General features: G+C 69.6%; 19 protein-coding genes. 11 read left to right on the forward strand and 8 right to left on the reverse strand.

Annotation, left to right across the window (positions count from 1 at the left end; all coding sequences use genetic code 11):
* Positions 1-30 precede the first annotated feature (30 nt).
* Positions 31-543 carry a hypothetical protein gene (locus tag ACPCJR_RS01940; protein WP_391510943.1) on the reverse strand — a complete coding sequence of 171 codons (513 nt, stop codon included), beginning with the start codon at positions 541-543 and terminating at the stop codon, positions 31-33.
* Between the two features lie 236 nt (positions 544-779).
* On the opposite strand from ACPCJR_RS01940, the gene ACPCJR_RS01945 reads away from it, so the two are divergent.
* The 3 genes from ACPCJR_RS01945 (at position 780) to ACPCJR_RS01955 (ending at position 2,374) form a co-directional block, all read left to right on the forward strand.
* Positions 780-1,268, forward strand: a complete 489-nt coding sequence (locus tag ACPCJR_RS01945) for a 1,3-beta-glucanase (RefSeq protein WP_391510942.1) — start codon at positions 780-782, stop codon at positions 1,266-1,268.
* Between the two features lie 117 nt (positions 1,269-1,385).
* A complete protein-coding gene (locus tag ACPCJR_RS01950; RefSeq protein ID WP_391510941.1) occupies positions 1,386-1,649 on the forward strand; it encodes a hypothetical protein in 264 nt (87 codons plus the stop codon).
* 80 nt (positions 1,650-1,729) lie between these two features.
* Positions 1,730-2,374 (forward strand): L,D-transpeptidase, encoded by a 645-nt coding sequence (locus ACPCJR_RS01955; RefSeq protein WP_391510940.1) that lies wholly within the window; start codon positions 1,730-1,732, stop codon positions 2,372-2,374.
* Positions 2,375-2,410: 36 nt separating this feature from the next.
* Here the strand turns inward: ACPCJR_RS01955 and ACPCJR_RS01960 are convergent, their stop codons facing one another.
* Positions 2,411-3,757, reverse strand: a complete 1,347-nt coding sequence (locus ACPCJR_RS01960; protein WP_391510939.1) for a PQQ-dependent sugar dehydrogenase — start codon at positions 3,755-3,757, stop codon at positions 2,411-2,413.
* A gap of 23 nt (positions 3,758-3,780) precedes the next feature.
* A complete protein-coding gene (locus ACPCJR_RS01965; RefSeq protein ID WP_391510938.1) occupies positions 3,781-3,996 on the reverse strand; it encodes a hypothetical protein in 216 nt (71 codons plus the stop codon).
* A gap of 208 nt (positions 3,997-4,204) precedes the next feature.
* Between ACPCJR_RS01965 and ACPCJR_RS01970 the strand changes: the two genes are divergently transcribed.
* The 3 genes from ACPCJR_RS01970 (at position 4,205) to ACPCJR_RS01980 (ending at position 6,546) form a co-directional block, all read left to right on the forward strand.
* Positions 4,205-4,933: a cell wall hydrolase gene (locus ACPCJR_RS01970; RefSeq protein WP_110350017.1), complete on the forward strand. Its 729-nt coding sequence runs from the start codon at positions 4,205-4,207 to the stop codon at positions 4,931-4,933.
* Positions 4,934-5,064: 131 nt separating this feature from the next.
* On the forward strand, positions 5,065-6,081 hold the full coding sequence (lipA, locus tag ACPCJR_RS01975; protein WP_391510937.1) for a lipoyl synthase: 1,017 nt from the start codon (positions 5,065-5,067) through the stop codon (positions 6,079-6,081).
* 6 nt (positions 6,082-6,087) lie between these two features.
* Positions 6,088-6,546 (forward strand): type II toxin-antitoxin system RatA family toxin, encoded by a 459-nt coding sequence (locus ACPCJR_RS01980; RefSeq protein WP_391510936.1) that lies wholly within the window; start codon positions 6,088-6,090, stop codon positions 6,544-6,546.
* Here ACPCJR_RS01980 and ACPCJR_RS01985 read toward each other — a convergent pair.
* Positions 6,528-6,971 carry an Lrp/AsnC family transcriptional regulator gene (locus ACPCJR_RS01985; protein ID WP_391510935.1) on the reverse strand — a complete coding sequence of 148 codons (444 nt, stop codon included), beginning with the start codon at positions 6,969-6,971 and terminating at the stop codon, positions 6,528-6,530. The two genes, ACPCJR_RS01980 and ACPCJR_RS01985, sit on opposite strands and share 19 nt — an antisense overlap.
* A 127-nt stretch (positions 6,972-7,098) precedes the next feature.
* Between ACPCJR_RS01985 and ACPCJR_RS01990 the strand changes: the two genes are divergently transcribed.
* The 5 genes from ACPCJR_RS01990 (at position 7,099) to ACPCJR_RS02010 (ending at position 12,136) form a co-directional block, all read left to right on the forward strand.
* Positions 7,099-8,130 (forward strand): ornithine cyclodeaminase, encoded by a 1,032-nt coding sequence (locus tag ACPCJR_RS01990; protein ID WP_391510934.1) that lies wholly within the window; start codon positions 7,099-7,101, stop codon positions 8,128-8,130.
* Positions 8,131-8,263: 133 nt separating this feature from the next.
* Positions 8,264-8,875, forward strand: coding sequence for an adenylyl-sulfate kinase (gene cysC, locus ACPCJR_RS01995; RefSeq protein ID WP_391510933.1), 612 nt, complete (start codon positions 8,264-8,266; stop codon positions 8,873-8,875).
* A gap of 373 nt (positions 8,876-9,248) precedes the next feature.
* Positions 9,249-9,557: a hypothetical protein gene (locus ACPCJR_RS02000; protein WP_391510932.1), complete on the forward strand. Its 309-nt coding sequence runs from the start codon at positions 9,249-9,251 to the stop codon at positions 9,555-9,557.
* A gap of 291 nt (positions 9,558-9,848) precedes the next feature.
* On the forward strand, positions 9,849-10,556 hold the full coding sequence (locus tag ACPCJR_RS02005; RefSeq protein WP_391510931.1) for a carbonic anhydrase: 708 nt from the start codon (positions 9,849-9,851) through the stop codon (positions 10,554-10,556).
* A gap of 11 nt (positions 10,557-10,567) precedes the next feature.
* Positions 10,568-12,136 carry a SulP family inorganic anion transporter gene (locus ACPCJR_RS02010; protein WP_391510930.1) on the forward strand — a complete coding sequence of 523 codons (1,569 nt, stop codon included), beginning with the start codon at positions 10,568-10,570 and terminating at the stop codon, positions 12,134-12,136.
* Between the two features lie 289 nt (positions 12,137-12,425).
* Here the strand turns inward: ACPCJR_RS02010 and hflX are convergent, their stop codons facing one another.
* The 4 genes from hflX to ACPCJR_RS02030 form a co-directional block, all read right to left on the reverse strand.
* On the reverse strand, positions 12,426-13,841 hold the full coding sequence (hflX, locus tag ACPCJR_RS02015; protein ID WP_391510929.1) for a GTPase HflX: 1,416 nt from the start codon (positions 13,839-13,841) through the stop codon (positions 12,426-12,428).
* A 161-nt stretch (positions 13,842-14,002) separates the two neighbouring features.
* A complete protein-coding gene (gene hfq, locus ACPCJR_RS02020) occupies positions 14,003-14,257 on the reverse strand; it encodes an RNA chaperone Hfq (protein WP_003600267.1) in 255 nt (84 codons plus the stop codon).
* Positions 14,258-14,513: 256 nt separating this feature from the next.
* A complete protein-coding gene (locus ACPCJR_RS02025) occupies positions 14,514-15,884 on the reverse strand; it encodes a sigma-54-dependent transcriptional regulator (protein WP_110350008.1) in 1,371 nt (456 codons plus the stop codon).
* Positions 15,881-18,274 carry a sensor histidine kinase NtrY-like gene (locus ACPCJR_RS02030; RefSeq protein WP_391510928.1) on the reverse strand — a complete coding sequence of 798 codons (2,394 nt, stop codon included), beginning with the start codon at positions 18,272-18,274 and terminating at the stop codon, positions 15,881-15,883. The genes ACPCJR_RS02025 and ACPCJR_RS02030 overlap by 4 nt, the downstream gene beginning before the upstream one ends.
* Positions 18,275-18,277: the final 3 nt, after the last annotated feature.

An 18,277-nucleotide genomic window follows, 5' to 3' on the forward strand; every position in this document is an offset into this window, starting at 1 on the left:
CCCTTCGTCATCCATCCTGCAACGGCTGGATCAGCGCGGACCGCCGCCGCGACGCATGGCGATTTCCTGGCCCTCCTGATTCACCGCCCCCGAGGGTGCGTCCCGTGGGTTGGGCACGGGGTTCATGCCCTCGTCGGATTTGCGGGAGGGGGGACGGCCCGCAGCCGGATCGCCGGCCGCGCGCTTGAGCGCGAGGGCGCGGCGGGCACCGGAGACGGTGCGCTCGCGGCCACCGGCGGCGCGGCGGCGTTCGTGCTCCTTGCTGACACGCTTCACCGCCGCGGCCAGCAAAGCTGCCTTCTCGCGGGTGCCGGTGTTGTCGGCGGCCGGGCTCGCTCCGGCGGGAGAGGCTTTGCCGCGCAGCTCGCGGCGCTGGCGGCGGGACACGTCGCGGGCGCGGTCTCGACGCTCGCGCAGCAAGCGGATCAGCTCCGGTAAGGCCTTGTCGTCCTCCGCATCCAGCTCCGGATAGTGCGTTCGCTTCACCAGCTCGGTCTCGCCGGCATCCAGCAGCCGCTCCTCACGGCGTCGCGATACGGACATGATTTCTCCCGGTTGCTTCGTCGGCCATGCAGCGCGCGGCATAAGGCAACGCCGGCGCTTCCCGCTAACACCGCCGATCCGCGAAGGTTGCCTGCGCCTGCACGCGTGGATCGGAACGGGCCACCGGCAGCAGCGTCAGCTTGTGGCCGTTGGTTCCGCGGACGGACGGCAACCGCGTCCCGCGCGCGACGTTGGCCCTTCACGCGATTGACGGCAGTGGAGGAAGCGCGATGCGGATGATGCGGACGGTCCCGGTCGGCCTCGTTGCCGTGTGTTTCGGGCTCGGCGGGGCAGGCGCCGACGCGCAGACGAGTTCCGGCACGGGCCTGCCCTCCGGCTTCACGGCGCCCGGGCTGCCCTTCGGTCCCACCTCGACGGTGTCGACGGTTGCGTCGCCCACTCCGACGATGGCGATCGCCAATCCCGGCGGCTTGAGCTTCGGTGGCGCGTCCGGCTCCGGTGCGGTCGGGCCGGGCCTCGGCAGCACGGCCGGCGGGTTGCGCTTCGGCGGCGCCAGCACGGGGACCGCCTCCAGTGGTGCCGGCTCGGGTGCGGGAGGCGGGGCCGGCACTGCCCTTCGCCGGCCGCTGGACGACGTCACCGGGAGCATCGGATCAGGCGGGGGAGGGGGTGCCCCCGCGGGCGCCGGCATCGCCGGGGCGGGCGCCTCCCGACGCCCGACCGACGCCTATTTCGATCCGCTCGTCGGCTCCGGCTTCCGCTGAGCGCGCGCGGCCGGCGCTCCGTCCGGGCTGTCCACAGGCGCGGGCAAGGCCGGTAAGGTCTCGTTAACCATTTCGGTATGTTCTATCTTCGTTCTCACACCGAGTCGGAGAGAGACCATGCCCAAGCCTCAGCCCTCGCCGCAGCCGGTCGCGCGGAGCCACGCCGCCGCGCCTTCGGTCGCGAAGCGGGGAGTGGCCTCGTGCCCCGTGGAGGACATCGCCCAGGCCTATCTCACCAGCACGCAGGGCGATGCGGGAATCGCCCTGCGCTGCGCCATCACCGATGCCCTGTCCGACTTGATGGAGGCCGAGCGCCGGGCGCGCGAGAACAGCCGCCTGATCTCCCGCGGCTACGTGCGCAATCGCCCCTTCGACGGTTGAGCGCCGGCTGCGCACTCCGCAGCGCTTGAAGGACAACCGGACGGGAGCATGTTGATGGGATCGAAACCGAGGATTGGTCCATGCGCCTGCCCCTTCACGTGTTCTTCGCGGGCGCCATCCTGGCGGCCGCCGCGCCCGCAGCACGGGCCGACCTGCTGATTGCCGTCGACAAGGATGCGCAGCGCATGAGCGTCGCGGTGGATGGGCAGGTCCGCCATACCTGGCCGGTCTCGACGGGGGTTCCGGGCCACGACACACCGAACGGCAGCCACCGCCCGTTCCGCATGGAGAAGACGCACTTCTCCCGTGAGTGGGACAACGCGCCGATGCCGCACGCGATCTTCTTCACCCAGGTGGGGCACGCGATCCACGGCACCACCCACACACGCCGCCTGGGCCGGGCTGCGTCGCACGGCTGCGTACGCCTCTCCCAGCGTAACGCCGCCACGCTGTTTGCTCTGGTCAAGCAGCAGAAGATGGCCAACACGCGGGTCGTGATCGAGGGAAGCGTCGGCGAGGCGCCGGTCGCCGATGTGCACCGGCCCGCCCCGGCGCGGACCGCGCGCCGTACCGGTGCCGACGAGGGCGTCGTCGCCGTGCGCTCCCGGGGACGCGCCTGGGCGGAGGACGACTTCTACGATGCGCCGGTTCGGCGGCGCTGGCGCTCTCCTGATCCGTTCGACGGCGGCTACGGGCCGAATGTCGGCTACGGCGACCTCTATTGAGGCATGCGGCCCGGCGGGAGGCGCCGGGCGGCCGGTTCACTGCGAGGCAGGGGAGCCGCTCACGCGCCAGACCGTGTTGCCGACATCGTCCGTGACGAGCAGCGCACCGCCCTTGTCGATGGCGACGCCCACGGGCCTCCCTTGAGCCTTCTCGTCGGCGTTGAGGAAGCCCGTCAGCGCATCGATCGGAGCGCCCGCGGGCTTGCCGTCCTTGAACGGCACGTAGATGACCTTGTAGCCGCTCTTCGGGCGCCGGTTCCAAGAGCCATGCTGGGCGACGAACAGGCCGCTCTTCCAGGCCTCCGGCAGGTTCGAGCCCATCGAGAAGGCGATCCCGAGGGAGGCCGTGTGCGTGCCGACGGCGTAGTCGGGTGCCGTGGCCTTTGCCACCAGTTCGGGCCGCGGCGGCTTGACCCGCTCGTCCACGTGGTGTCCCCAATAGCTCCAGGGCCAGCCGTAGAAGGCGCCCTCCCGCACGCTGGTGACGTAGTCCGGCACGAGATCGCTGCCAATCTCGTCGCGCTCGTTGACGGCGGTCCAGAGGGTGCCGGTCGCGGGCTCGAAGGCGAGGCCGTTGGGGTTGCGCAGGCCCGTGGCGTATTCGCGCATCCCCTTGGTCGCGATGGTGTATTCCCAGATCGCGGCGCGGCCCTTCTCGAGGTCGAGGCCGTTCTCGCCGACATTGCTGTTCGAGCCGACGGTGATGAAGAGCCGGCTCCCGTCGGGGCTGGCGACGACGTTCTTGGTCCAGTGGTGGTTGATGCCGGAGGGCAGGTCCACGACCTTCTCGGGGAGGGCCGTGATCTCGGTCTGGCCCTCTGAATAGGGTACGCGCACCAGCGCGTCGGCATTGGCGACGTAGAGGTCCGAGCCGACGAGGGCCATGCCGAAGGGCGAGGTGAGCCCCTTCAGGAAGACGTGGCGTTCCTCGGCGATTCCGTCCCCGTCCCGGTCGCGCAGGAGCACGATGCGGTTGGCGCTCTCGCCGCCCGCACCCGCGAGGCTCTTCACTTTGTCGGCGACCCAGTCGGTCGCGCTGGTGGATTTGTCGCCGGATTTCGGGGCTTGGCTCTCGGCGACCAGCACGTCCCCGTTGGGCAGGACGGTGGGCCAGCGCGGATGGTCGAGTCCGGTCGCGAAGGCGTTCACCGCGAGGCCCTGCGCCGCCTGCGGCTTCGCGCCGTCGCTCCAGCGCACCACGCGGGCGATGTTGACCGTCGGCATCAGCGTCGGGTTCGGCGCCGGCAGGGTCGGGTTCGTTCCGCTGCTCGCGGCAAGGTCGAGCGCAGCCGATTCCGGATAGACGATGAAGCGCAGGAAGGCCGCTCCTCCGAGCAGCACGACGGCAAACGCGGCGAGGCCGACTTTGGCGGAGGTACGCATCGGGGCTCTCGCGGGATGACGGGTCAGACGGCCGGCGCCGTGGCGGGCGCGACCGCCTCGCCGGCACCGGGATGGCGGCGCGTCGAGTAGTAGAGCCCGATCGCGTTCCAGAAGGCGTCGCGCTGCTCGACCGTGAAGCGGGTGAGCGCGGTCTCCAGGGCGACGCGGCCGGCGGCGGCCGCTTCCTCGCGCATCCGCTCGTCGAAGACGGAAGGCGATTCAACGCTCGTATCCGACATGGATGGCTCTCCGCTGGCAGGGGTCCAGCGAAGGCAACGCCCAAGCTCGCCTCCCGTTCAATGCGGCTGGGACGGGAGGGTCCGCACGGGGCGTGTGCCAAACGACACACCGACCCGGATTCGAGGCCGAGGCTTAACAGTTCCTTTGCACCTGTGCTCCGTATGGTTCAGCTTGGCCACCCAGCGTCGTCAGCCTTCAGGAGCCTGCATGCGAGCCGACCGGACCACCCGCCTTCTCTGCCTTTTCGGACTGGCTCTGACCGGTTCCGGCCTCGGGGGATGCGGTCTGGTCGGGCCCCAGGCAGAGCTGACCACCGGCTCCATCGCAGCAAACGCCAAGGTCGTGCAGGCGCCGACGCCCGCCGACAAGGAGTGCCTCGCCCGGGCGATGTACTTCGAATCCAATCGCACCGACGAGGACGGGCTGCTCGCCGTGGGCACGGTGGTGTTGAACCGCCTCGATGCCCCCGCCTATCCCGGTCGCATCTGCGAGGTCGTCGGGCAGAAGCGCCAGTTCGCCAACGGTGTCCTGACGAAGCCCGTGCGCGAACAGGACCGCCCCCGCCTGGAGCGGGTCGCCGACGCGCTCCTCTCGGGCAAGCGCCATGATGGCGTGGGCCAGGCGCTGCACTTCCACACCGCGGGCTACAGCTTCCCCTACAAGAACATGCACTACGTCGTCGCGGCCGGCGGCAACGTGTTCTACGAGAAGAGCGACCGCGAGGGTTACCTGCCGGCCATCCGCCCCCCGGCGGTGGTGCAGGCGCCCACCGGCAAGCTGCTGCCGCTCCAGGTCGCCGCCGCCCATTCCGGCATGATCGGCCTGCCGCTGACCGGCCGCGTGCCGGCAACGCTGACCGCCGAGTACACCGCGCCCGAACTGAAGATCCCCGGCCCCGCCCGCTACGCCTCGTCCCCCGGACGGGGCGAACGCTAAGGGCCCGGCGGGCGGGTTACGGCCGGGGCGGGTTGTCGCCCCCTCCCTATGCGCAGACGCCGCAAGGCCTTAAGTCAAAGGCGCGGCCGGGCCGCCCAGCCCGGCTCCCCTCAGGCGCACCCCGCATCCCCATGGCCGTCGTCCTCGATCTCCTGAACAACGACACCCGGCCCAAGTTGCCGGCGGCCGAGGCTGCGCCCGCGCGCCCGCGCCACCCCGAGAAGGCGCATCGGCCGGATACGGCGATCCAGCGCAAGCCCGACTGGATCCGGGTGAAGGCGCCGGGCTCGAAGCTCTGGGCCGAGACCAAGGACATCGTCCGCGCCAACAACCTCGTCACCGTCTGCGAGGAGGCGGGCTGCCCCAATATCGGCGAGTGCTGGGAGAAGCGCCACGCCACCTTCATGATCATGGGGGACACCTGCACCCGCGCCTGCTCGTTCTGCAACGTGCGCACGGGCCTGCCGTCGGCGCTCGACGGGGCGGAGCCGGAGAAGGTGGCCGAAGCGGTGGCCAAGCTGGGGCTGCACCACGTCGTCGTCACCTCGGTCGACCGCGACGACCTCAAGGATGGCGGCGCCGAGCATTTCTCGCGCACCATCGCCGCGATCCGCCGGGCGAGCCCCGGCACCACCGTCGAGATCCTGACGCCCGACTTCCTGCGCAAGCCCGGCGCACTCGAAGTGGTGATCGCGGCCAAGCCCGACGTGTTCAACCACAATCTCGAGACCGTGCCCGGCAAGTACGTGACCGTGCGGCCCGGCGCCCGTTACTTCCACTCGGTGCGCCTGCTCCAGCGGGTGAAGGAACTCGACCCGACCATCTTCACGAAATCCGGCATCATGGTCGGCCTGGGCGAGGAGCGGAACGAAGTCGTTCAGCTCATGGACGATCTGCGCTCGGCGGAGGTCGACTTCCTCACCATCGGCCAGTACTTGCAACCGACCCGCAAGCACCATGAGGTCGTGCGCTTCGTGCCGCCGGACGAGTTCAAGGCCTACGAGACCACCGCCTATGCCAAGGGCTTCCTTCTGGTCTCGGCCACGCCGCTGACGCGCTCGTCGCATCACGCCGGCGAGGACTTCGCGCGGTTGAAGGCGGCACGGCTCGCCAAGCTCGGGCCAACCCCGGTCGCCCTCAACGCTTGAGCCCCCATGCCCTCCTTCCGCATCACGAGGACGGTCCGCCACACGGCCACGCAGATGTACGATCTCGTGGCCGATATCGAGCGCTACCCCGAGTTCCTGCCGCTGTGCGAATCGCTGCGCGTGCTGCGCGACGCCGAGGGACCGAACGGGACGACGATCCGGGTCGCGGAGATGGGCGTCGGCTACAAGGCGATCCGCGAGCGCTTCACCACGCGGGTGACGCTCGATCCGCAGAATCGCAAGATCACCGCCGAGTATATCGACGGGCCGTTCCGGCATCTCGAGAATCGCTGGTCCTTCCGCGAGGCCGCGAATGGCGGCTGCGAGGTCGATTTCTTCATCACCTACGAGTTCAAGAGCCGCACGCTGGGCCTGCTGATGGGCTCGATGTTCGATCGCGCCTTCGGCAAGTTCACCGACGCCTTCGAGGGCCGAGCCACGGCGATCTACGGCGCGCCCGCCTGAGCCCCGCCCTTGCGGGCCGCGAGCAGGATGCTCGTCTCCGAATTGGCGATACCCTCGATCTGGCGCAGACTTCGCAACAAGGCGTCGAAGGCCCCGAGCGTCGGCGCCTCGATCTCGGCCACGAGATCCCAGCGGCCGTTGGTGGTGTGAACCGCGCGAATCTCCGGCAACCCCGCCAGCCGCCGGATCACCGATTCGGCGTGGCGGCCGTCTACTTCGATCAGCGTCACCGCCCGCACGCCGGCCGGCTCGCTCTCCCGGACCGTGACAGTGAAGCCGGTGATGATACCGGCGGCGATCAGGCGGTCGAGCCGCGCCCGCGCCGTCGCCCGCGTCACCCGCAGGGAAGCGGCGAGCTTGGCCACCGGCATCCGCGCATCGGTGCGCAGGAGCGCGATCAGGCGTCGATCCGTCTCATCGAGCATGGTGCGCACTCCGTGCAGCCGAGCCGAGCATCCTGCGCAACAGCATAACCCGATCGCGCACTTCTCGGCCTGTCGTTCGACCGCTTCGTTCCGCCATGCTGGACCGGACCGCTTCGGGGAGGCCGGCATGACGCGCTACGTCGGAACCGTCGAGATGGCGCAGCTTCTGCGCAGGCTCGGCCCGGACACGGTCCTGCGCCGGTTCGCCGCCTGCTTGCATGCGGACTTTCTGCGCTGGCCCGAATTCGACCTCGCTCCGCGCCTCGCCAGCCACTTCACCCACGGCGTGATCGAACTGATGCCGGTCTGCGACGGGCAGCTTTACGCCTTCAAGTTCGTCAACGGCCATCCCGGCAATCCGCGCACGGGCCGGCAGACGGTGGTCGCGTTCGGAGCGCTCGCCGACGTGGCGACGGGCTATCCCGTTCTCGTCTCCGAGATGACGGTGCTGACGGCGCTGCGCACGGCGGCGACCTCGGCGCTGGCGGCCTCGTTCCTCGCCCGGCCCGGCAGCCGCTCCATGGCGCTGATCGGCACGGGCGCGCAGGCGGAATTCCAGGCTCTCGCCTTCAAGGCGATCCTCGGAATCACCGAGATCCGACTGTTCGACATCGATGCGCGGGCGGTCGCAAAGGCACGGGCCAACCTCGAGGGCCGGGGCCTGTGGCTGGTCTGCGCCGGGACCGTCGCCGAGGCGGTGGCGGGAGCCGACATCGTCACCACGGCCACCGCCGACAAGGCGCGGGCCACGATCCTCAGCGCCGATCTCGTCGAATCGGGCCAGCACCTCAACGCGATCGGCGGAGACTGCCCCGGCAAGACGGAGCTGCAGCGGGACATCCTGGCCCGTGCCCGCACCGTGGTCGAGTACGCGCCGCAGACGCGCATCGAGGGCGAGATTCAGCAGATGCCCGCCGATTACCCCGTCACCGAACTCTGGCGGGTGCTGCGCGGCGAGGCGCCGGGCCGCGAGTGCGCGGAGGACATCACCCTGTTCGATTCGGTCGGCTTCGCCATGGAGGATTTCTCGGCCCTGCGCTGTCTCCTGGACCTGGCTGGGAACGGGCCGGATCTCGATCTCGTGCCGATGCCGGACGATCCGAAGGATCTCTTCGGATCGGTCTTCACGGCGGACATCGGCAGCGAGCGGGCGGCCTGAACCGTATCGGAAGCGTGCCCGGCCGGGCCTGCCCCATTCCTCGTCGTTGACTTCGGGCCCGGCCGCCCACAACCCTCCGGTTGCAGCCGCGCGTCGCGATGCGCCGGCCGGTGATCGCCCGGGGGAGGACGGGGTGGGCGAGCCGAACCTGACGTGGCAGACCCTGCAGCCGCGGGAGCGGCGATGGCAGCGCATAGGGCAGCGTCCGGCCATCGCGTGGCTGACCGGGCTGTCCGGATCGGGAAAATCGACGATCGCCGACGCCGCCGACCGGGCGCTGACCGAAGCCGGCCGCAGCAGCATGGTGCTCGACGGCAACAACCTGCGTCACGGGCTCAGCCGCGATCTCGGCTTCACGGCCGTCGAGCGGGCGGAGAACATCCGGCGGGCCGCCGAAACCGCCCGGCTGATGGCGGAAGCCGGGCTGGTGGTGATCGTCTCGCTGATCGCGCCCTTCCGGGCCGACCGCGCGGCGGCGCGGACCATCGCGGGCGACATCCCCTTCCTCGAAATCCACGTCGATACGCCGCTGTCGCTCTGCGAGGCGCGCGATCCGAAGGGCCTCTACGCGCGCGCCCGGGCCGGCGCGATCACCGACTTCACCGGTATCTCGGCGCCCTACGAGGCACCGGAGGCGCCTGATCTCGCACTCGCGACCGCGAATTGCACGGTGGCGGATTCAACACGGCCGCTCATCGCGGCGCTGCTCGCCTTGAGCGCGCAACCGCCCCATCCCGAGGGCTGAACCGGTGCGGGCGCCCGATCGCGCCGCCGACCATCGCCGCACCGCGGATCCCCGACGCGCTCGCATGCCCGTCTCCAAGAAGGATGACGTGTTCTGCGCGGCCTCACGAGGCCGGCGGCGCGACCGCTCGCGACACGGCTTGCTGATGATCGCTCCGAAAGTTCAGCCACTCGATTTTCATCCCTCATCCAGTCAAACTTCTTCTCGACAGGTGTCATAACACACAAAGAGACATTAATTACGGGATTAAATCAGAAGTATATTCCAGTGATAAAACGCACTTCCAATCCTTCGATTCAGGGATTACTGTGATTGTGCGAGACAAGACCTGAAAAAAACTTCGCGGTCCAGGGATTACGAGAGGAAGTCAGAAATGAACCGGATTATCGCAATCGCTTTCATGACCGCCGCGGTCGCCTTCCCGGTGGCGGCTCAGGCCGAAGGTGCCGATGGCAGCCGGCAGGCGGCGGGCGGCGGCTTCATGAGCAGCTACGTCGACAGCCCCTACCACGACCCGCGTTCGCTGCATTCGCAGCGCAGCGGCAGCGGCCAGATCCTCGGCCAGCCGATGCTGAGCGAGAATGCCGGCGCGCGGCCGAGCGAGGCCCGCACCGCCGTGCGCCGCGGGACGGTGCAGCCGCACTGGGCGGCCGGCACCGCGCCGCGCCGTCAGGCCCGCTAAGCGCCGGAGCCCGTCGGCCGGGCTGAGCCCGCGCCGCCGGCCCCGCGCCCCGACCCATCGGCGCACGGCCCGCCATCGGCGGCCGTGCGCACCGGACCACTCGGACCCGCTCACACGCGGCTGCACTCGTTGCGGCGGCGAAGGTGGGCTTTTGCGCCCTGCGCCCCACCGAACCGACCGCCCTCGGGCCGTCGAAGGCGGACGGCCGGCAACGGCGCCCGTCACATCCAGCAAGCATCTCACACGTCGCGACGCGTCGGCTCGCGCGCGATGGCTGACAGCGAGGGTCGCATGGACGATATCATCCAAGGTATCTCGAACTTTCGGGGCAGGGTCTTCCCGGGCCAGCAGCAGATGTACCAGCGGCTCGTCCGCGACGGGCAGCAGCCGCAGGCACTCATCATCGCCTGCGCGGATTCCCGCGTATCGCCGGAACACATCACCCAGTCGGGTCCGGGCGATCTCTTCGTCTGCCGCAACGCCGGCAACATCGTCCCGCCCTTCTCGCAGCAGAACGGCGGCGTCTCCTCGGCGATCGAATACGCGGTCGTGGCGCTGGGCGTACGCGACATCGTCATCTGCGGCCACTCGGATTGCGGCGCCATGAAGGGCCTCATGAATCCCGAGGCGCTGAGCAGCATGCCCAACGTGGCCGCTTGGCTGCGCCACAGCCACGCGGCGAGCCAGATCGTCTGCGAGGCCTATCCCGAGGGCATGAGCCCGAAGGACCGTCACCACGCCCTCGCCCTCGAGAACGTCGTGGTCCAGCTCAACAACCTGCGCACCCATCCGAGCGTGGCCGCCGGCCTCGCCAAGGGCGAGCTGCGCTTGCACGGCTGGTTCTTCGAGATCGAGAGCGGGCAGGTGCTGGCCTATTGCGGCGAACGCGGCCGCTTCGTGGCGATCGACGACGCCGAGTTCGTGCCCGTGGCCCAGACCTCGGCCGCCCGGGTCGCCGCGCCGACCTTCGCCGGCTCTCACGCCGCCGCCGCGGAGTAGGGAAGATTGCCATGCGCGCCTCCCTGACCCGACTGATCCCGCCGACCCTGGCACGGGACCTTCCCGCATCGTTCGTCGTCTTCCTTGTGGCGATGCCTCTCTGCATGGGCATCGCCATGGCCTCCGGTGTACCGCCCGAGCGCGGCCTGATCACCGGAATCATCGGCGGCATCGTCGTCGGCTTCCTGGCCGGCTCGCCGCTTCAGGTCAGCGGCCCGGCCGCGGGCCTCGCCGTGATCGTCTTCGAGTTCGTGCGTGAGCACGGCATCGACGCGCTGGGCCCCGTCCTCGTCGCTGCGGGCGCCATCCAGCTCCTGGCCGGCGCGCTGCGGGTTGGCGGCTGGTTCCGGGCGATCTCGCCCGCAGTCGTCCACGGCATGCTCGCCGGCATCGGCATCCTGATCGTGCTGGCACAGATCCATGTACTGACCGACGCGCTGCCCAAGGCCAGCGGCATCGACAACCTCGTCGCCATCCCCGCCGCCTTCTTCAACTTCGTCTCGGGCCCCGAGGGCAACCGTCCCGGTGCCGTCATCGTCGGCCTCGTCACGATCGCGGCGATGATCGGCTGGGAGAAGATCCGTCCGGCCCGGCTGAAGCAGTTGCCGGGTGCCCTGATGGGCGTCGTCGCGGGCACCCTCGCCGCGGTGCTGGGCGACATGGCGGTGAAGCGCGTCGAGGTGCCGGAGAACATCTTCTCGGCCGTCACCGTTCCGGCGATGGGCGATTGGAGCCGCCTGACGGAGCCCGCGATGATCGTCATGGCGATCACGCTGGCGGTCATCGCCAGCGCTGAGAGCCTTCTCTCGGCGGCGGCGGTCGACCGGATGCACGACGGCCCGCGCACGAAGTACAACCGGGAGCTCGGGGCCCAGGGCGTCGGCAACGTGCTCTGCGGATTGGCCGGCGGCCTGCCGATGACCGGCGTCATCGTCCGCTCCTCCGCCAACGTGCAGTCCGGAGCGGCCACCCGCGCCTCGACGATCCTGCACGGGACCTGGATCCTGGCCTTCCTGCTGGTCCTGCCGATGGTGCTCAAGCTCGTGCCGACGGCCGCCCTCGCGGGCATCCTGGTGGTGACGGGCTGGCGCCTCGTCAGCCCGGCCCACGCGGTCCACCTGCACGAGCGCTACGGCCTCGCCACGGCGGCGATCTGGCTCGCGACCATGGTGATGGTCGTCGCCACCGACCTGCTCACCGGCGTGCTGACCGGCCTCGCGCTCAGCCTTCTGCAGGTGATCCCGCACTTCGTCCGCGGCCCGCTCAAGATCGAGGGCGGCGCGACGGAGACCGTGCAGGGCGGAGCGGTGCAGGCGGTGCCGGAGCTGCGGCTCTCGGGATCGGCGACCTTCCTGCAGCTGCCGCACCTCACCGAGGCGCTGGAGCGCACCCCGGAAGGCCGGCCGGTCCGGCTGGCAGCGGAGGACCTGCGCCACGTCGACCACACCTGCCTGGAGATGATCCGGGAATGGGCGGCGCGGCGGACACGATCCGGGTCACGGATCGAGGTCGTTGGCGGCGGACGGAGCGGTCTCCAGCACAGCCTCGCCATGGTCGCCCACGCGGCACCGAAGGACTAAGCTTCCGCGCGGAGCGGACACAGAAAAGGGCCGGTGCCGCGGAGAGCGGCACCGGCCCTTCTTTTTTGTCGCGGCCGATCCCCGAAAGCCGGCGACCGGGCCAGCGAAGGCAGGACCTCAGACGATTTTCCGGTTGATCGCTTCGGTCTCTCCCGTCGTCCTTGCGAGGCGAAGCCGTGGTACTCCAGGGCTTCGTACCTTCCGGACAGGTCGCGCTCCGGGGTCGCTTCGGCTGCGCCTCGCGATAACGGAAAGAGGCAGAGGCCGAGGCGATCAACCGAAGACGAGATCAGACGACCGCCGCGCCTTGCGGCCCGCCGATCCGCTGCGCCGCCACGAAGCGGTTGAGGAAGCGCGGCTCCTTCTCCGGCGCGATCCGAATGGTCAGCGCGATGGCGCCGCCGGTTTCGGAGTGCCGGTCGAGCACCTCGGCATTTTCATAGAGCCAATTGAGGGCGGCGCCGTCCTCGGGCGGCAGGGTCACCGCGAAGGTGGAGCGGGCGCGGGCGACCTGCGCCTCGATCCGCCCGGTCAGGTCGGGCAGTCCCTCGCCGGTCAGCGCAGAGACGAGGATCGGCGCCGGCCCGGCCCCGCGATGGGCCGCGCTGAGGTTGAGGAGCCGGGTGCGCTCGCCCTCGTCGAGGAGGTCGGCCTTGTTCCACACCTCGATGATCCGCTCGGCATCGGGCTCGATGCCGAGTTCGCGCAGCACGCCCTCGACATCCTCGGCCTGGGCCTGGGTGTCGCCGTGCGAGACGTCGCGAACGTGGAGCAGGATATCGGCCTCGATCACGTCCTCCAGCGTGGCGCGGAAGGCGGCGATCAGCGAGGTCGGCAGGTCGGAGATGAAGCCCACCGTGTCGGACAGAATCACCGTCTCGCCGTGCGGCAGCTTGGTCGCTCGCGCCGTCGGGTCGAGGGTCGCGAACAGCATGTCCTGCGCCCGCACCTCGGCCTTGGTCAGGGCGTTGAACAGGGTCGACTTGCCCGCGTTCGTGTAGCCGACGAGCGCGACGATCGGGTAGGGCACCCGCGCCCGGCTCTTGCGGTGCAGGCCGCGGGTGCGCGTGACCGCATCGAGATCGCGCTCGATCCGGGTCATCCGCTCCTGGATCATGCGCCGGTCGGCCTCGATCTGCGTCTCGCCGGGGCCGCCGAGGAAGCCGAAGCCGCCGCGCTGCCGCTCCAGGTGGGTCCAGGAGCGGACGAGCCGGGACTTCTGATAGGCGAGGTGGGCGTGCTCGACTTGAAGCGTGCCCTCGCGGGTCGAGGCGCGCCGCCCGAAGATTTCGAGGATCAAGCCGGTGCGGTCGATGACCTTGGCGCCCCAGGCCTTTTCGAGGTTGCGCTGCTGCACCGGCGAGAGGGCGCAATCCATCACGACGAGGCCGATCTCCTCGGCCTTGATCATCCCGGCAACCTCCTCGACCCGGCCCTTGCCGAGATAGGTCGAGGGACGCGGCCGCTGGAGATGCACCGAGATCGCATGGACGACGTCGAGGTCGATCGCCGCGGCGAGACCCACGGCCTCGTCGAGCCGCGCCTCGTCGGATCGCGCGGAATCCGCCTGTCCCGGCGCCAAACGCTGCGCGGATCGGGTGAGGTAGGGGCCGAGAACCAGCGTCCGGGTCGCGGCGGCAATCTCGCCCTCGGGGGCGGCCTTCGCCTGCAGGCGGGCTTCGCCGGGCGGAAGGAGTTCAGTCATGGCGTCTCCGTGTCATCGCTCCCTTATGTCGGAACGATGACGCCATTTTACAGCGTCGGCCCACGCAAATGACTGAAACCGAACAGTCTCCTGCCTAGCGCGCCACAGACGATGGGCACGCCCGGGCCGACCCGGCCCGAGCAGCGATCACTGCCGGATTCTTACGCCTTCTCGGGCGCCGTCTCGTCCGGCTCGAAGAGCTGGACCGGATGACCGGGCATGATCGTCGAGATGGCGTGCTTGTAGACGAGCTGCGAATGCCCGTCCCGGCGCAGCAGGACGCAGAAATTGTCGAACCAAGTCACGACACCTTGAAGCTTGACGCCGTTGACCAGAAAGATCGTCAGCGGGATCTTGTTCTTGCGGACATGGTTGAGGAACGTGTCCTGGAGGTTCTGAGCGCGCTCGCCCGCCATTTCTTCTTATCCTTGTTTCGACACCGAAACCGCGATGTTCGGCGTCACGCATCGGCATCGCGGGCCGATCGCTTCGGCGCGATGGTTCGAGACCGCTATCCCACGTGCATATTACAGGGCGAAGCTTGCCGCGACGCAAGAGGCTCCTCGCGTCGCAATGCGTCAATATCCACCCCTTGCAACCGTATCCTACGCTTCGGTGCCGGCCTGATGCCCAGTTGCGTCGCCCGACCCAGTCCGGATCGGGAGAAGCGGCTCAAGGACCGATGCCGAGGGATTTCAGCTTCCGGTGCAGGGCCGAGCGCTCCATGCCGATGAATTCGGCCGTGCGGGAGATGTTGCCGGAGAAGCGGGCGATCTGCGCGATCAGGTATTCCCGCTCGAAGATCTCGCGGGCCTCGCGCAGCGCCAAGCTCATCAGCTTCTCGCCGCCCGCACCCGTCGGTGTCGTCGGGACCAGGGCGCCGATCTCGGTCGGCAGCATCTCCGAGGTCACCTCCTGTTCCGGATCGCTCTGGGTCAGGATCATCAGCCGCTCGACGTTGTTGCGCAGCTGTCGGACGTTGCCGGGCCAGTCATGCGACTGGAGCACCGCCATGGCGTCCTCGGCGATGCGCCGCCGCGGCAGGCCGGTGGCCGCCGAAATCTGCTCCATGAAGAACGAGATCAGCTCGGGCACGTCCTCGCGGCGCTCGGCCAGGGAGGGAATGCGGATCGGCACCACCGAGAGGCGGTGGAACAGATCCTCGCGGAAGCGCCCGGCGGCGATCTCCTCCGTCAGGTCGCGGGAGGAGGAGGAGATGATGCGCACATCGACGTGCACTCTCGCCGTGCCGCCGACGCGCTGAAAGTTCTGATCGACGAGGACGCGCAGAATCCGGCTCTGCGTCTCCTTGGGCATGTCGGCGACTTCGTCGATGTAGAGGGAGCCGCCATGGGCCTCCTCCAGCGCGCCGACGCGCCGGACCCGGCCCTCGCCGCTCTCGACGCCGAACAGCTCGGCCTCCATCGTGTCGGGCGTGATGGTGGCCGCGTTGATGACGACGAAGGGGCCGCTCGCCCGCGACGAAGCCGCGTGCAGGGTGCGGGCGGAAAGCTCCTTGCCGGCGCCGGGCGCACCCGAGATCATCACGCGGGCATTGGTCGGCGCCACGCGCTCGATGGTCTGGCGCAGCTGGTTGACGGCCACCGAGGCGCCGACGATCCGGCTCGCCTGCCCTGAGCGGACCTTGAGATCGCGCACCTCTCGCTTGAGGCGCGAGGCTTCGAGCGCCCGCTCGGCGACGAGGATCAGGCGGTCGGCCTTGAACGGTTTCTCGATGAAGTCGTAGGCGCCCGACTTGATCGCCGCCACGGCGGTCTCGATGTTGCCGTGGCCCGAGATCATCACCACGGGCAGGTCGGGGTGGCCGGCCTTGATCAGGTCGAGCACCTGCAGCCCGTCGAGCCGCGAGCCCTGGAGCCAGATGTCGAGGAAGACGAGGTGGGGCCGGCGCGATTCGATCGCCGCCAGCGCCTCGTCGGAGCCCGCCGCCGTTCGGGTGCGATGCCCCTCGTCGTCCAGGATGCCCGCGACCAGATCGCGGATGTCGGCCTCGTCGTCGACGATCAGGATGTCGGCGCTCATGGCTGCATCTCCGCGACGCGTCGCGCTTCCATGGCGCCCTCCGTGTTCTTGTCCATCGTTGTCCTGTCACGCGCGCCCGATGCCGCGGAGCGGTTCCGCTCCCCTCCGGCACCCGGCTCGGAATTCGACCCGGCCTCCCCGACCTCCCGGGGCAGCCGCAGGCGGACCTGTCCGCCGCGTCCCTGCGGGTTGTCGTTCAGCTCGATTCCCCCACCATGCTCTTCGAGCACCTTGGAGACGATCGCGAGACCGAGGCCGGTCCCCCCCTCGCGGGTGGTCATATAGGGTTCGAGAAGGCGCTGGCGCCCCTCCGCCGGAAAGCCTTTTCCGTTGTCGGTGACCTCGATCACCACGAAGGGCTCCTCGACGAGAAGCCGCAGGCGGACCCGCCCCTGATCGCCCCCGGCGGTCAAGACCTCCTCGGGCACGGCCTGGACCGCCTCGACGGCGTTCTTGAGGATGTTCGTCAGCGCCTGGGAGAACAGCCGCACGTCGAAGGCCGCCACCACCCGGCCCCGCTCGTCGGCGCCCTCGGTCTCGAACGGAAAATCGATCTCGGGGTGGGCCATGCGCAGCATGAACAGGTTCTGGCGCGCGATCTCGGCCAGATCCTGCTGCGTGATCGCGGGCTTGGGCATGCGGGCGAAGGAGGAGAACTCGTCCACCATCCGCTTGATCTCATCGACCTGCCGCACGATCGTGGCGGTGCATTGCTCGAACACGTCCTTGTCGGTCGTGATCACTTTTCCGTATTTGCGCCGGATACGCTCGGCCGAGAGCTGGATCGGGGTGAGCGGGTTCTTGATCTCGTGGGCGATGCGCCGGGCCACGTCGGCCCAGGCCGAGGTGCGCTGGGCGGCCACGAGATCGGTGATGTCGTCGAGCGTCACCACGTAGCCGCGGGCCTCGCCCTTCGCCTGCTCGCTGGTGACCCGCACGGCGATGGTGCGCTCGCGGCCCCCGCGCACCAGCTGGATCTGCTGCTGCAGGGCGCGCTGACGCCCTTCCGCCTCGGGGAAGAGCGCGGCGATCTCCGGCACCGCCTGGGTCAGCGGCATGCCGACGAGCTCGCCGGCGCTGAGCCCGAGGGTGCGCTCCGCGCTCGGGTTGGCGATGGTGATGACCCCGCCGGCATCGACGCCGAGCACGCCCGGCGAGACGCCCGAGAGCACGGCTTCGGTGAAGCGGCGGCGGCGGTCGATCAGGTCGTTGGCCGCGCGCAACCCGTCGTGCTGGCGGCGCAGCTCCTGCGTCATGGTGTTGAAGCTCTCGCCCAGATGAGCGAGGTCGCCGTCCGACTTCCGCGCCGGGACGCGGGCGTAGAAGTTGCCCGCCGCGACCTCGTCGGCGGCGTTGATGAGGCGGCGGATCGGCGCGACGAAGCGGTTGGCGAAGTTGAGGCCGAACCAGACCGCCGAGAGCAGGGTGATCAGCGCGATCAGGATGAAGACCGAGGCGAAGGCGACCTGGATCGAGCGGCGCAGCGAATCGTAGGTGAGATACTCGGCGGCTGCGGCGCGCGACACGCCCGGGAAGTCGATGGCGAGCTGGCTCACCTCGCGCTGCACCAGCAGCACGGCGTCGTCGTAGGCCGGCATCCGCAGGAGTGCGGCGAAGACGCGGCCCTCGTTGGGCAGCAGGCAGATCGGATCGCTCGACTTCGCCGCGTCCTCGAAGGCCGCCGCGGAGGGCAGGCGGGTCTGCTTCAGGATGTCGATGTTGGCGCGCGCCACCACGTCGTTGGGTCCGCGCATGATCTTGGCGATCGGCAGGCCGAGCGCCTGGGCGCGGGTGGTCAGGAAGCCCTCGAACCACTCGCGGTTCACGTCGAAGTTCGGCCGTGCCCGGGTGAGGTCGTCGTTCAGCACGCGGATCTCGCGGGCCAGCGACTGGCACTGGTTCTCCTGGTAGGCGTCCGCGACCTGCACGGATTTGAGCACCACGTCGCGCACTCGGTCGGTGAAACCGAGCGAGAGGCCGCGGTCGATCGTGACCGAGGCGACGACGGCGAGCAGGATCGTCGGCAGGATCGCGATCAGGCTGAACAGGCCGACGATGCGCGTGTGCAGCCGCGCCACCGCCGCATGCGCCCGCCTTGCGTGCAGGAAGACCCGTGCCTCCCAGGCGATCACCACGACGAGGCCGAGCACGAACACCGCGTTGACCGCGAGCAGGGTGACGCCGACCGTCGGCGTCGGGGTGACCTTGATGAGGCCCGCCAGGATCAGGAAGGTGATGCTCGCCGAGATCAGGGCGACGATGACCACCGCTGCGCCGATCCAGCCGGGACCGCGGGGCGGCGATTCGAACCGGCGCGCCGCGTCCGCCACGCCGTCCTCGGAAGGGGCATCGGACGGCGCGGGTGGGTTACGTCGCGACAGGAGCGGCATGGC

This window comes from Methylobacterium sp. NPDC097929 (assembly GCF_049543375.1).
Taxonomy (GTDB): domain Bacteria; phylum Pseudomonadota; class Alphaproteobacteria; order Rhizobiales; family Beijerinckiaceae; genus Methylobacterium.

Bases quoted from the DNA above. Each gene is read 5' to 3' on its own strand.
- ACPCJR_RS02025 (WP_110350008.1), bottom strand. From the start codon at position 15,884: ATGAGCGCCGACATCCTGATCGTCGACGACGAGGCCGACATCCGCGAT.
- hfq (WP_003600267.1), bottom strand. From the start codon at position 14,257: ATGGCGGGCGAGCGCGCTCAGAACCTCCAGGACACGTTCCTCAACCAT.
- ACPCJR_RS02010 (WP_391510930.1), top strand. From the start codon at position 10,568: ATGCGCGCCTCCCTGACCCGACTGATCCCGCCGACCCTGGCACGGGAC.
- ACPCJR_RS01985 (WP_391510935.1), bottom strand. From the start codon at position 6,971: ATGCTCGATGAGACGGATCGACGCCTGATCGCGCTCCTGCGCACCGAT.
- ACPCJR_RS01940 (WP_391510943.1), bottom strand. From the start codon at position 543: ATGTCCGTATCGCGACGCCGTGAGGAGCGGCTGCTGGATGCCGGCGAG.
- ACPCJR_RS02030 (WP_391510928.1), bottom strand. From the start codon at position 18,274: ATGCCGCTCCTGTCGCGACGTAACCCACCCGCGCCGTCCGATGCCCCT.
- hflX (WP_391510929.1), bottom strand. From the start codon at position 13,841: ATGACTGAACTCCTTCCGCCCGGCGAAGCCCGCCTGCAGGCGAAGGCC.
- ACPCJR_RS01990 (WP_391510934.1), top strand. From the start codon at position 7,099: ATGACGCGCTACGTCGGAACCGTCGAGATGGCGCAGCTTCTGCGCAGG.
- ACPCJR_RS02000 (WP_391510932.1), top strand. From the start codon at position 9,249: ATGAACCGGATTATCGCAATCGCTTTCATGACCGCCGCGGTCGCCTTC.
- ACPCJR_RS01960 (WP_391510939.1), bottom strand. From the start codon at position 3,757: ATGCGTACCTCCGCCAAAGTCGGCCTCGCCGCGTTTGCCGTCGTGCTG.
- ACPCJR_RS01980 (WP_391510936.1), top strand. From the start codon at position 6,088: ATGCCCTCCTTCCGCATCACGAGGACGGTCCGCCACACGGCCACGCAG.
- lipA (WP_391510937.1), top strand. From the start codon at position 5,065: ATGGCCGTCGTCCTCGATCTCCTGAACAACGACACCCGGCCCAAGTTG.
- ACPCJR_RS01970 (WP_110350017.1), top strand. From the start codon at position 4,205: ATGCGAGCCGACCGGACCACCCGCCTTCTCTGCCTTTTCGGACTGGCT.
- ACPCJR_RS01950 (WP_391510941.1), top strand. From the start codon at position 1,386: ATGCCCAAGCCTCAGCCCTCGCCGCAGCCGGTCGCGCGGAGCCACGCC.
- ACPCJR_RS01965 (WP_391510938.1), bottom strand. From the start codon at position 3,996: ATGTCGGATACGAGCGTTGAATCGCCTTCCGTCTTCGACGAGCGGATG.
- ACPCJR_RS01945 (WP_391510942.1), top strand. From the start codon at position 780: ATGATGCGGACGGTCCCGGTCGGCCTCGTTGCCGTGTGTTTCGGGCTC.
- ACPCJR_RS01955 (WP_391510940.1), top strand. From the start codon at position 1,730: ATGCGCCTGCCCCTTCACGTGTTCTTCGCGGGCGCCATCCTGGCGGCC.
- ACPCJR_RS02005 (WP_391510931.1), top strand. From the start codon at position 9,849: ATGGACGATATCATCCAAGGTATCTCGAACTTTCGGGGCAGGGTCTTC.